Source organism: Pantoea anthophila, from assembly GCF_026104315.1.
Classification (GTDB): domain Bacteria; phylum Pseudomonadota; class Gammaproteobacteria; order Enterobacterales; family Enterobacteriaceae; genus Pantoea; species Pantoea anthophila.
The window spans coordinates 1,913,667-1,926,294 of record NZ_CP110473.1; the positions used below are offsets into that span (position 1 = coordinate 1,913,667).

The 12,628-nt window shown below is 56.2% G+C and carries 11 protein-coding genes; 4 read left to right on the forward strand and 7 right to left on the reverse strand.

Annotated features, from left to right (window positions below):
- Positions 1-15: 15 nt before the first annotated feature.
- Both rstB and rstA read right to left on the reverse strand, forming a co-directional pair.
- The gene (gene rstB, locus OJ965_RS11425; RefSeq protein WP_009090073.1) at positions 16-1,317 is read right to left on the reverse strand and encodes a two-component system sensor histidine kinase RstB; all 1,302 of its coding nucleotides are present in this window, start codon (positions 1,315-1,317) and stop codon (positions 16-18) included.
- Positions 1,314-2,039 (reverse strand): two-component system response regulator RstA, encoded by a 726-nt coding sequence (rstA, locus tag OJ965_RS11430; protein ID WP_265139237.1) that lies wholly within the window; start codon positions 2,037-2,039, stop codon positions 1,314-1,316. Before rstA ends, rstB begins: the two co-directional genes overlap by 4 nt.
- Positions 2,040-2,217: 178 nt before the next feature.
- Between rstA and OJ965_RS11435 the strand changes: the two genes are divergently transcribed.
- Positions 2,218-2,631 (forward strand): hypothetical protein, encoded by a 414-nt coding sequence (locus OJ965_RS11435; RefSeq protein WP_058957860.1) that lies wholly within the window; start codon positions 2,218-2,220, stop codon positions 2,629-2,631.
- Positions 2,632-2,645: 14 nt separating this feature from the next.
- Here OJ965_RS11435 and OJ965_RS11440 read toward each other — a convergent pair whose 3' ends face one another.
- Together OJ965_RS11440 and ydgH are read right to left on the reverse strand one after the other, a co-directional pair.
- Positions 2,646-4,037: a basic amino acid/polyamine antiporter gene (locus OJ965_RS11440; RefSeq protein ID WP_046101883.1), complete on the reverse strand. Its 1,392-nt coding sequence runs from the start codon at positions 4,035-4,037 to the stop codon at positions 2,646-2,648.
- 205 nt (positions 4,038-4,242) lie between these two features.
- Positions 4,243-5,196 (reverse strand): DUF1471 family protein YdgH, encoded by a 954-nt coding sequence (ydgH, locus tag OJ965_RS11445; protein WP_154928196.1) that lies wholly within the window; start codon positions 5,194-5,196, stop codon positions 4,243-4,245.
- Positions 5,197-5,738: 542 nt separating this feature from the next.
- Between ydgH and pntA the strand changes: the two genes are divergently transcribed.
- Together pntA and pntB are read left to right on the forward strand one after the other, a co-directional pair.
- The gene (gene pntA, locus OJ965_RS11450; RefSeq protein WP_265139238.1) at positions 5,739-7,271 is read left to right on the forward strand and encodes a Re/Si-specific NAD(P)(+) transhydrogenase subunit alpha; all 1,533 of its coding nucleotides are present in this window, start codon (positions 5,739-5,741) and stop codon (positions 7,269-7,271) included.
- A gap of 3 nt (positions 7,272-7,274) precedes the next feature.
- Entirely contained in the window at positions 7,275-8,663 is a 1,389-nt protein-coding gene (gene pntB, locus OJ965_RS11455) for a Re/Si-specific NAD(P)(+) transhydrogenase subunit beta (protein ID WP_265139240.1), read from the forward strand.
- Between the two features lie 44 nt (positions 8,664-8,707).
- Here pntB and uspE read toward each other — a convergent pair whose 3' ends face one another.
- Together uspE and OJ965_RS11465 are read right to left on the reverse strand one after the other, a co-directional pair.
- The gene (gene uspE / locus OJ965_RS11460; protein ID WP_046101879.1) at positions 8,708-9,664 is read right to left on the reverse strand and encodes a universal stress protein UspE; all 957 of its coding nucleotides are present in this window, start codon (positions 9,662-9,664) and stop codon (positions 8,708-8,710) included.
- 117 nt (positions 9,665-9,781) lie between these two features.
- Positions 9,782-10,534 (reverse strand): FNR family transcription factor, encoded by a 753-nt coding sequence (locus OJ965_RS11465; protein WP_010244686.1) that lies wholly within the window; start codon positions 10,532-10,534, stop codon positions 9,782-9,784.
- A gap of 316 nt (positions 10,535-10,850) precedes the next feature.
- Here OJ965_RS11465 and smrA point away from each other — a divergent pair, with 316 nt between their 5' ends.
- Positions 10,851-11,417: a DNA endonuclease SmrA gene (gene smrA, locus OJ965_RS11470; RefSeq protein ID WP_265139241.1), complete on the forward strand. Its 567-nt coding sequence runs from the start codon at positions 10,851-10,853 to the stop codon at positions 11,415-11,417.
- On the opposite strand, the gene OJ965_RS11475 is transcribed toward smrA, so the two are convergent.
- On the reverse strand, positions 11,414-12,334 hold the full coding sequence (locus OJ965_RS11475; protein ID WP_009090092.1) for a LysR substrate-binding domain-containing protein: 921 nt from the start codon (positions 12,332-12,334) through the stop codon (positions 11,414-11,416). The two genes, smrA and OJ965_RS11475, sit on opposite strands and share 4 nt — an antisense overlap.
- Positions 12,335-12,628 lie beyond the last annotated feature (294 nt).

Below are 12,628 nucleotides of genomic sequence, written 5' to 3' on the forward strand. Positions count from 1 at the left end.
GACTCCTTGTAGTGTTTAACGCAGCGGAATTTCCCGCAAGGGTAGATCAACCGGCCAGCAAAAGCGAACGCTGGCTCCGCCTAGCGGGCTGGCCTCAATGGTGACCTGGCCGCTCAGCGCCTGCGCGATAGAGTGGACAATCGCCAGCCCCAGTCCGCAGCCACCCGTGGCGCGATCGCGGCTCGGATCGAGCCGGACAAAAGGTTCGAAGACCCGTTCCCGCTCTTCTGGCGGAATGCCCGGACCATCATCCTCCACCTGCAGGCAGCCGGTTGCGCCGTCGAACCATAAGCTCACCCGCAGTCGCTGCTGCGCATAACGCAGCGCATTATTGACCAGATTATCCAGCACCCGCTCCATCAGGCGGCTATCTGAAATCCCGATATTTTCACGCTGTGGCAGGTCGAGATCGATCCGGACATCGGGATTGATGGTGCGGAAGTCATCGAGGCGCTCGCGCAGCCAGCTGGCGAGATCCTGCGACTTCAGATTGAGGTCTACGCGTGGCCGATCCAGCCGCGCATAGGTCAGCAACTCCTCAATCAGGCTTTCAAGCTGGCCGATGTCGCGGTTCAGCGCCACCCGTTCGGCGTCCGTGAGGTTATCGCTCATCTCCAGCCGGTAGCGCAGACGCACCAGCGGCGTCCGCAGCTCATGGGCGATGCCGTCGATCAACTGCTTCTTACTGGCGACCAGGGTGTTGATGTTTTCCGCCATCTGGTTAAAGGCGATACCGAGCCGGAACAGGCTGGAGGTGCTGTCAAAATGGGTGCGCACATCCAGCTCACCGCGACCAAAGCGCTGAGCCGCTTTTTCCAGCCGCTGCATCTCCTGCCAGTGGGGGCGCAGCCAGATAAACACCGGCAGCGCCAGTGACATGCCGATAAAGACCAGCAGGGCAATATCGAGCAGCCGCATCTGATGCAGATAGAACAGATAGGGGATAGGCCCGACCGACAGCACGTAGTGGCTGCGCGGGATATGCTGCAAAAAGGTGTACTGGTCGTCGAGCGCCACAATCTCACCGGCGTGCAGGCGACGCATGTTGGTCTCGTCGAGCTGGAATTTGTTCATCGGCTCAATATGCAGGTCAAACGAGAGGCCAAGATCGAGACTCTTGATGGTTTTGTTCCAGTCGCGCGGCGGGATCTCCCGCAGTTCGCTGCGGATCAGGTAGAGCGAGCTGGCCATCAGGTCATTCATCGACTGTCGGCCTGCGCGCTCGGCGGTGAACTTATAGACCAGTCCCACCAGCAGCGCCATCACCAGAAAGCAGACAAACAGCAGCAGATAGAACTGAATAAAAAGCTTTCTCATAGGACGCGGGTATCCCAGGCCTGAGGCGCAAACAGGTAGCCTTTGTTGCGGATGGTCTTGATACGAAACGGCTCGGTGGCGCTGTCGTGCAGCTTTTTACGCAGACGGGAAATGGCCACGTCGATGCTGCGATCCAGACCGTCATAGCTGACGCCGCGCAGGGTTTTCAGCAGCGCATCGCGGTTAAGCGTCTGACCGGCATGGCTGGCGAGGACCCAGAGCAGGTCAAAATCGGCCGTAGAGAGGGCGATCTGTTCGTCAAACAGCGTCACCTGTCGATTGAGGGCATCGATGGTCAGCGATCCAAAACGCAGCATACGGTTCGCGGCAGAAATGGCGGGCGCATCCTCCGGCTGCGTCTGCTGAGACTGACGCAGATGCAGGCGCAGACGGGCCAGCAGGACCGCGGGTGGCGTGGTCTTGAGGATGTAATCCTGCGCGCCCATCTCCAGCGCCAGAATGTGATTCATGTCGCTGTCGAGTGAGGTGAGCAGCACAATTGGCCCCTGCCAGTTGGCCCGTAAATCACGGCAGATCGTCATGCCATCCTTGCCGGGCAGCATGATATCCAGCATCACCAGATCGGGTTGCTGTTCGGCAATCACCGCTTCAGCGCGGTCGCCGCGCGTCTCAACAATCACTTCAATGTCATGACGACCCAGGTAGGCCGCAATCAGTGAACCCACTTCGGGTTCATCTTCTACATAAACAATTTTGTTCATAGTTTACAAAGCAGAGACAGGGATGGACGAAAGCATATCTTTTCCTGGTCCTGAGCTCTACGCTACCGCACGAAATATCCTTAGCTTGCTGGTATATAACCGGCAAAATGTGCAATCATTAGCGCGGCCTTTTTGCGCCAGGTTTGGGATATCGTTGATTATTATGAGGAGCATTAGTGTGTCTGATAAAGAGCTGGCATCAGCCATATACCCTGACCGCATCTGCTTCAATTACAGTGACTTTCTTTCCGCTTCCTGCAAAAAACGCTGGAGCTTTGTCGATGCGATTTATGGCGTGATGCCGATATTCGGCATGGTGACACGGAAATCAGCACACCGCTTACAGAGCAGTGACGACCCGTTAAAAGAATTAGCATTACAAATCATTTCTACCCAGGTGAGTGACGAAATTAACATCGCGCGCCTGGTCACTCTCGCGGAACAGCAGCAGATCAGCCGCTTTGATATCCAGCTCCCTTATCCGCTGTCGGCGGAGCAGCTGGATGCCATTCATCATGAATATGCCAAGCCGCTGAATCTCACACAGCAGGATGACCTGCTGTGTGTGTCGATTCCGGTGCAGTCACACTAAGCGCACCTTCCGCGCTATTTCGTCAACTGCCACACGGCGGGCAGCGTCGCCGCGATCAGTAATCCCATCACAATCCGCTCCGGTGCGGTCAGCGCAGACGCTGCGCGGCCTCCCCGGCGGGCAAAGAGAAACAGCAGCAGGCCCGGCGTATAGAGCACCACCGACATCATCAGATGCAGGGGGCCTGAGGCATAAAGCAGCCAGATGCCATACAGGCTGGCACCGAGACCGATCGCCATTGCCAGCGGCTTGTGCTGTCCCCGCACGACTTTGATCAGATACAACCCCACCAGCAGATAGGGCACCAGAATCATCTCCGAGGCGATGGTCAGCAGATTGTTGTAATCCGCGCCGGTCACGGCGATCAGAATCAGGCAGACCTGAATACTGCCGTTGGTCAGCCACAGTGAGGCGGCGGGCGCGTTGTGGCGGTTTTGCCGGGCAATGCTGCGAGGAAAGGCACCCTGCTGCGCGGCAATCAGCGGCACTTCGGCAGCCATAATCGTCCAGCTCAGATAGGCGCCGCAGACGGAGATGATCAGGCCGATGGCAATCACCGCATCGCCCCAGTGTCCCATCAGTCGCGTCATCAGTCCCGCCATGGAGGGGTTGCGCATCCCGGCCAGTTCGGCACGGGGCACCACGCCCAGCGACAGCAGCGTCACCAGCAGATAAACCAGCAGGGCGGCCAGTACCGCCAGCAGGGTGGCGCGTCCCACATCTTTTTTCTGACGTGCGCGGGCAGAAACCACCACGGCACCCTCAACCCCGATAAAGACCCACAGAGTGATCAGCATCGTCTGTTTGACCTGCTCCCACAGGGGTTGCCCCAGCGTGACGCCGGAAAAGTCGACCCGGAAGCGATCGTAGTTAAACGCCATCACCGCCAGCACGATAAACAGCAGCAGCGGCACCAGTTTGCCCAGCGTCGCCATCAGATTGATACTGGCCGCAGTCTGTACCCCGCGCAGTACCAGCCAGTGAACCAGCCACAGCAGCACCGAGGCCCCCAGCATCGCCTGCCAGGTGTTGCCATCCCCAAAGATCACCCGATCCGGGGTATCCGTGAAAAAGCTCAGGGCGGAGAAGACGATCACCAGATAGGAGACGTTGGCGATGACAGCACAGAGCCAGTAGCCCCAGGCGGAGCAGAAGCCTGTCAGTTCACCGAACCCGGCGCGGGCGTAGGTGAAAATGCCGCCGTCGAGTTCAGGTTTCAGGCGGGTCAGCAGCAGCATCGCCAGCGACAGAAAGATGATGCCGACGCCGGTAATCAGCCAGCCCAGCAGCAGCGCCGCCGGACCCGCCACCGCAGCCATATTTTGCGGCAGACTGAACACGCCGGCACCCAGCATGGAACTGAGTACCAGCGCCGTCAGCGCACCGAGACCTAATTTTTTCTCCAAAACAACCTTCCCGCTAGCATATATGGCTGGATAAATCGGATTTCATCGCTGGGTTATCGCAGACTCGCGGCAGAAAACAGGGACAAACTCCGGCAAAACAGGCGGCAGATTTTACGGAGTGTGGCGGGGGATGGCAATGCGTGACTATGCAAATCCGCGCAGGAATTATGCAAACAGCAGGGCGGCGGGCGCCGCCCTGAAGAGATTACTTAAACAGGTCAGCGGTGACGGTCAGGTTACCGCCACTCTGGTTCTGCCACTGACGGGTCACGTGATAAAACTTCGCACCTTTATCAGACGCACGCTTCGCCACTTCTTCAGAAACTTCGGTAGGGGAACCGAAGTGACCGGTAAAGGTCACGGTGTCGAACGGCTGCATCTGCGCGGCCGTAATCGCGTTCACTTCCTGCACGGATTTGCCGTTTGGCAGATTCACCGTGTAGCGCTTGCCGGTTGAGCTCTGGGTTTCGAAGAAGCGGCCCACTTTATTGCTCGGTGTCTCAGAGGAGGCGACGCCAGGGATTTCAACCTGAGCGGCCGCTGCACCACCCGCAGCCAGTGCAGCTTTACCCGCTTCTGAGTCGGCAGGAATCGCGTTCGGCGTCTGAACCATACGCGCTTTAGCATCCGCTTTATAGACGTAGGCCGTGATGTACTGGTTGCCGCCGCTGTTGGCGTCAATCTGACGAACAATAAAGAATGAGGCGGCACCTTTCTCTTTAGCCGCTTTTGAAATTGCATCGTTGACATCAGGCTGGCTGGCAAAGAAGCCGCTGACGGAAACGGTGTCGAAAGGTTCGAGCTTATAAGCTTCAGCCTTTGGCAGTTCGTTGACGCCGTTAAAGCGACGGTATTGGGTGGTTTCGGAAGCGGCCGGGGCATCAGCCTTGTAGAGGTCGGCAGTAACGCGCCAGTTGCCGCTGTTGCCGTTGCTGTCGTTGATCCCCTGAATGTAAAAAGAAGCAGCGCCCATCTCATCTGCACGCTTAGAGACCGCATCGGCTGCGTCGCCAATTGCGTTGAAACGGCCGGTGATATTAATACGTTCGAATGGCTTCAACGCGGCCGCTTTTTCTGGCGTTAACTCCTGCGCAGCGAATGCATTAGCTGCCAGCAGGGACAACAGAGTGGACGCCAGAATAGTGTTCTTCAGCTTCATAAAAATAATCCTTCGCCTTACGCAAAAATGAGTACGAAAACGTGCTGGACTCTTGATGTATAACAGATTAGCCGCTGATTATTGCATGTTATAAACAGACTGTCGCAGCGATTTTTTGCGCGATATCGCGTTATTCAACTCCCTGTTTTTCATCTGACTGTCATGAAATGCGTTTAAGGCGTCATTTCTGGGCGCTGTTACCACTAAAAACGGTAACACTTAGCGCTATAACAGTTAATGCATTGTTAATTAAGGGTTTTTATTGTTGATTAATTCGTCCGGAGCGCAATTTTCATAGCAGATTATCTGCTGATGACGCGTTTTAATAGCGTAATAATGCAGGATTTCAAAGCGAATACTGAATAATCAGGTGAATGTCTCCATCTGCGGTAACCGCTGTGGATCAGGCGTCACAATTTAAGTAGGTTATAAACACTTTGAAATATCTGCATTTCGACTATAAGCAGCTGAAACCGCGTTTCGGCTGCGCTGTCGTGGTGCGGATTCGGGCCATCATCCTTTAACCGATGAAAGGAAACACTATGTTAATTGGAATACCCAAGGAAAGGTTGCCAAACGAGTCGCGCGTGGCAGCCACGCCAAAGACCGTGGAACAACTGATCAAACTGGGTTTCAGCGTCACGCTTGAGCACGACGCCGGTAAACGCGCCAGTTTTGATGACGAAAGTTACCTTGCTGCGGGTGCCACCCTCAGCGACCGTCAGCAGGTCTGGCAGGCCGATATCGTCATGAAGGTAAACGCACCCGATGACGACGAAATTGCGCTGACCCGTGCAGGCAGCACGCTGGTCAGTTTTATCTGGCCCGCCCAGAATCCGGCGCTGCTGGAAAAGCTGGCTGCCCGTCAGGTGACAGTGATGGCGATGGATTCGGTGCCGCGTATTTCGCGCGCGCAGTCGCTGGATGCCCTGAGCTCGATGGCCAACATCGCCGGTTATCGCGCTATCGTCGAGGCGGCACATGAATTTGGCCGCTTCTTTACCGGTCAGATTACCGCGGCAGGTAAAGTGCCACCGGCAAAAGTGATGGTGATTGGAGCTGGCGTGGCGGGACTGGCTGCGATAGGCGCGGCGGGCAGCCTGGGCGCCATCGTCCGGGCCTTTGATACCCGTCCCGAAGTCAAAGAGCAGGTGCAGAGTATGGGCGCCGAATTCCTCGAACTCGATTTTGAAGAGGAGGCGGGCAGTGGGGATGGCTATGCCAGAGTCATGTCCGACGCCTTTATCAAAGCGGAGATGGCGCTGTTCGCCAGCCAGGCCAGAGAGGTGGACATCATTGTCACCACCGCGCTCATCCCAGGCAAACCGGCTCCGAAACTGATCACCGAAGAGATGATCGCCAGCATGAAGCCGGGCAGTGTGATAGTGGATCTGGCAGCGCAGACCGGCGGCAACTGTGCGCTGACCGTCGCCGACCAGGTGACCGTGACACCGAATGGCGTGAAAATTATCGGCTATACCGATCTGCCCAGCCGGCTGGCGACGCAGTCCTCCCAGCTGTACGGCACCAATCTGGTCAACCTGCTCAGGCTGCTCTGCAAAGAGAAAAATGGCGAAATCCAGGTCGATTTTGAGGATGTGGTGGTGCGGGGCGTGACGGTGGTGCGCAACGGCGAAATCACCTGGCCCGCGCCCCCGATTCAGGTCTCTGCTGCCCCTCAGGCCAGACCTGCTGCCGCAAAACCCGCAGAGAAACCGGAAGCAAAACCGGCCTCGCCGTGGCGCACCGCGCTGCTGATGGCTCTGGCGATAGTGCTGTTTGGCTGGCTGGCCAGCGTGGCACCGGCAGAGTTCCTCTCCCATTTTACCGTGTTCGCGCTCTCCTGCGTGGTTGGCTACTACGTGGTCTGGAACGTCAGCCATGCGCTGCATACCCCGCTGATGTCCGTGACCAACGCCATCTCCGGCATCATCGTCATCGGAGCGGTTTTGCAGATGGGGCACGGTGGCTGGGTCACCTTCATCTCCTTTATTGCCGTGCTGATTGCCAGCATCAATATCTTTGGTGGCTTCACCGTCACGCAGCGCATGCTGAAAATGTTTCGTAAGGGGTAATTCATGTCTGGCGGATTAGTCACTGCAGCCTATATTGTGGCTGCCATTCTGTTCATCTGTAGTCTTGCCGGTCTTTCGCGTCATGAGACCGCTAAACGGGGCAACATTTTCGGCATCAGCGGGATGGCGCTTGCCCTTGTCGCAACCATCTTCGGCCCGGACAGCGGCAATGTGGCCTGGATCCTGCTGGCGATGGTAATTGGCGGTGCAATCGGCATTCGCCTGGCAAAAAAAGTCGAAATGACCGAAATGCCAGAGCTGGTGGCGATTCTGCACAGCTTTGTGGGTCTGGCCGCGGTGCTGGTCGGGATTAACAGCTATATCGACCATGCGCCAGGCCTGCCTGCCGCGATGGAGAATATCCATCTCAGCGAAGTCTTTATCGGGATCTTTATCGGTGCCGTTACCTTTACCGGCTCACTGGTGGCGTTTGGCAAGCTGTGCGGCAAAATCTCCTCACGACCGCTGACGCTGCCCCACCGTCATAAGCTCAATCTGCTGGCGCTGGTCGTCTCCTTCCTGCTGCTGCTCTGGTTTGTTGACACCAGCAGCACCGCGGCGCAGGTGTTTGCCCTGCTGCTGATGACGGTCATTGCGCTGGCCTTTGGCTGGCATCTGGTTGCCTCCATTGGCGGTGCAGATATGCCGGTTGTGGTGTCGATGCTCAACTCTTACTCAGGCTGGGCTGCGGCCGCGGCCGGTTTTATGCTCAGCAATGACCTGCTGATCGTGACCGGTGCGCTGGTGGGCTCATCCGGTGCAATCCTCTCCTACATCATGTGTAAAGCGATGAACCGTTCGTTCATCAGCGTGATTGCGGGCGGCTTTGGCACCGAAGCCAGCAGCAGCGATGAGAGTCAGGAAGCAGGAGAACATCGCGAGATCTCCCCTGAAGAGACAGCTGAGATGCTGAAGTCCTCTGCGTCGGTGATTATCACGCCAGGCTATGGCATGGCGGTGGCACAGGCACAGTATCCGGTAGCGGATCTGACAGCCCAACTGCGTGCCCTCGGCATCCGGGTGCGTTTCGGTATTCATCCGGTGGCGGGCCGCCTGCCAGGACACATGAACGTGCTGCTGGCAGAGGCCAAAGTGCCGTATGACGTGGTGCTGGAGATGGATGAGATCAACGATGACTTCAGTGAAACCGATACGGTGCTGGTTATCGGCGCGAATGACACGGTGAACCCGGCGGCGCAGGATGATCCCCGCAGCCCGATTGCCGGCATGCCGGTGCTGGAGGTGTGGAAAGCACACAATGTGGTGGTCTTCAAACGTTCAATGAACACCGGCTATGCCGGGGTGCAGAATCCGCTGTTCTTTAAAGAGAACAGTCAGATGCTGTTTGGCGATGCCAAAGCCAGCGTCGAAGCGATTCTCAAAGCGCTGTAACAGAAAAGGGGCGGCTAATCTGCCGCCCCTTTTTTTGCGGAGGTTTAATCCTCCTCATCCTCTTCATCATCCAGATCAATCGGCGATTTAAAATCGTCTGGCTTAATCGCCAGCAGATCGCAGCGCAGGTGATCGATCACCTGTTCCGCCGTATTACCCAGAAATGCAGCCGAAAGTCCGGTGCGTCCGATGGTGCCCAGCACCACCACGCCGGCTCCCAGATGCGAAGCCAGATCCGGGATAACCTCTTCAGGCAGCCCTTTGGCAACGTGGGTGAACTCTTCACCAATGGAAAACTTCTGCCGCAACGCTTTCATGGCCACCAGATGCTGACCGCGGATGGCGTCGTTATAGACGCTGGGGTCGAAATCAGGCAGCTCAATCGCGATGTTGATCGGCGTAATCGGGTAGGCGCCGACCAGGTGCACCTCGGTCTGATTGACCTTTTCCGCCAGCTTCACCGTTTCACGAATCAGCTTCTGATTCAGGCCATCATGATGCGGCTCTTCGCTGGCAAGATTGACGGCGACGATAGCTTTACCGCCCTCCGGCCAGGGCTGATCTTTCACCATCCAGACCGGGCAGGGGCATTTACGCAGCAGATGCCAGTCGGTGGGAGTAAAAATCACGGACTCCAGGCGGTCATGCTGGTGGGCCATTTTCAGCACAAGGTCATGCTGATGGGCGAGCACTTCCTGGATAATCGCTTCATAGGGCCGGTTATGCCAGATAACCTTGATGTCGATTTCGACACCGGCATCCAGATAGGCGCGGGCCTGTTCACGAATCCATTCGGTGCGCTGGCTGATGACGCCCTGACGCATGGAGGCGCGTTCGTCCGGCGACAGCAGGGTGGTCATCTCATAGGAAAAGTCATAGATAGGCAGAAAGGCTTTAATTCTCCCGCCAATACGTTGATTCAGATAGACCGCACGTCGCAGCGCGGGCTGATCGTCTTGCTGGGCATCAATGGCGACCAGAATATTTTGGTACTGGGACATGAGGCGTTCTCCTTAAACCAGAGCGACTGGAATAAAGATAGCCTATGTTGCACAGGGGAAGAAGTGAAAAAGTTACTGCCGGATCAACAAAATAAGATTTATTGATCCGGTGGCAGATCAGGCGGCCTGATGGCTCTGACCTGCTAACTCTTCCAGCAGGGCGTGGTTCTCGATAGTGATATATTTGCCTTTCACCGCCAGCATACCGGACTTCTGGAATCGACCCAGCAGACGGCTGATCGTTTCCACCGTCAGGCCCAGATAATTACCGATGTCGCCACGCGTCATGGTGAGGCGGAATTCACGCTGTGAGAAGCCGCGCTGGCCGAAGCGGCGGGAGAGGTTCCAGATAAAGGCCGCCAGGCGCTCCTCTGCGTTTTTCTTGGAGAGCAGCAGGATCATATCCTGGTCGCCTTTGATTTCACCGCTCATCAGACGCATCATCTGCTGACGCAGGGCAGGCATTTTGCCTGACAGGTCATCAAGGGTCTCAAAAGGAATTTCACAGACCATCGCGGTTTCCAGCGCCTGCGCAAAGCTGGGATGGCTGGAACCCATAATGGCATCAAAGCCAACTAAATCACCCGCCAGATGGAAGCCGGTAATCTGCTCATCACCCTGCTCAGTAATGGTGTAGCTTTTGATCGTGCCGGAACGGATGGCGTACAGCGACTTCAGTTCGTCACCCGCTTTGAAAAGCGTTTGCCCTTTCTGAATCGGTTTTTTACGCTCAATGATGTTGTCGAGCTGATCCAGCTCATGTTCATTTAGCGTGAAGGGGATGCAGAGCTGACTGATGCTGCAATCCTGGCAGTGAATGGCACAACCGCCCGACTGAATACGACGAATGCTGCGTTTTTCAGGGATCATAATGGTTCGCTCGACGATTATTGACTGGGGTCAATTTTAACATTTTTTGAGCTGAAGGGAACTCATCCGAGCAGTTTTACACTTACAAAAACCAGGGATGATTCACACATCGCTAAACGCAGATGTGACGGGCTTCTCAGAACGGCGCGCGGCATAAGTGTCACGAAAAGTTTCCGTTTTTTTGATCCGTTACACGAAAACCTGCGGCCAGTCATAATCAGAAAAGTGGGCTGGCCCGGTGTTTACACCTTTTGCTACGCTATCGGGTAAGACCTGTTTTTGTAGGCTATCAATTTTAATCAGGTGTGAGAAAACCATGAACCTTGATGATAACGATCTGTTTCGGGATGCCATGGGTGATGTCACGCCGCTGAAAGACACCACCACAACCCTGTGGCTTAAATCCCCCTCAACCAAAGTGCCACGCAAAGCACCCGATGAGTCGGTGCTGGAGAACTTTCTTACCCGGGGCGATCTGGAGATTATTCCGCTCAATACGCCGCTGGAGTATAAAGCCGACGGCATTCAGCAGGGCATCGTCGATAAGCTGCGCAGAGGGGAGTATAAGCTGGATGCCAGTCTCAACCTGCTGCGGCAACCGGTCGAAACCTGCCGTCAGGCGCTGTTTAACTTTATGATGCAGGCGCACAAACTGGGTTTACGCAATCTGCTGATTATCCACGGCAAGGGGCGCGATGATGAATCGCACGCTAACATCGTGCGCAGCTATCTGGCGCGGTGGCTGCAGCAGTTCGATGACGTTCAGACTTTCTGTGTGGCGCAGACCCGGCACGGTGGCGCCGGGGCGCTCTATGTCGGGCTGCGGAAAACGGACAAGGCGCGGCTGGAAAACCGCGAGCGGCATGCCAAACGCAGCCGCTAGCTGTGAAATTTACGGATGGTCGACATTAACACTTCGGCACTCAGGCTCAGCTCCGCGCCGGTGCGGGTGATGATGCCGACCGGTTCACCCGGTCCGGAGGAGTGAATCGGCAGGGCACAGACGGCATTGTGGCTGAGGTCCTCCTTGATGGCCCCGGACGGCACAAACCAGATGTAGTCGTAGCGCAGCGCCAGCTGACGCGCCAGTGAGGTGGAGGAGGTTTCAATACAGTGGGGCGGCAGCGTGCAGCCCTGTTCATCAAGCATCTGCTGCGCGATGCGGCGCGGGGCGGTGCCTTCCGGTGAGATCACCACCGGCCACTGCATCGCCCGGGATAAGGTGACATTGTCACTTAAGAGGGGGTGTTCCGGCCTCACCACCAGCTTCAGGGACTCCAGAAACAGCAATTCGTAGGTGAGACCGGTCATCATGTCGCTGTCAGCCATACGGCCGATACCGATATCAAACTCGCCGCCGCGCAGGCCAGCCAGCAGGACGTTGTTATGCAGCGTTGCTACCTGAATAGTGGTATTGGGTTGCAGCTGATGAAAACGATCCAGGATACGTGGCAGCATGCCCATCGCCGCCGTGGTGAGCGCCCCCAGCCTGATAATGGCCGGGGCATCACCCGGCTGCTCATTGAAACTCTGTCCGGCATGGTTCAGGGCGTCCAGCACCCGAACCGCATGGGTCAGAAACTGCTCTCCCATGGTGGTCAGCTGCGCGCCCAGCCGCCCGCGTTCAAAGAGGCGGGCACCCGTCAGCTCCTCCAGCTCGTTCAGGGTTTTTGAAAGGGCGGGCTGACTCAGGCTGAGGGTCTCTGCCGCCCGTCCAAGCGTGCCTTGCTGCGCAACCGCAACAAAGGTGTGAAGGTGGCGCAAGCGAATGCGCTGATTGAAAAGGATATTTTTGTCCATAGCGTAAACTTAATGAGAATGGCCGACATTAAGCAATACTTTAAAATGAAATCTGTTAACTTTGCTGCAAATTTTATTTAACAAAAAGGGTAAATATGGCCTTTCTTTAGTTAACTGACTGATCTGACTGACTTATGCAGTCCCTCCCGCCGTCACCGCCCATCACCCGCCAGTGTAATATCAGGCACTTACCGCGCTGAAACTGAAGAATTCTCATCACCCGACAAAAATCTGACCGCTTAAGGTTAACGATGGGCTATCATAAGCGCCGTTTTTTTTACTTAAACTGATGTC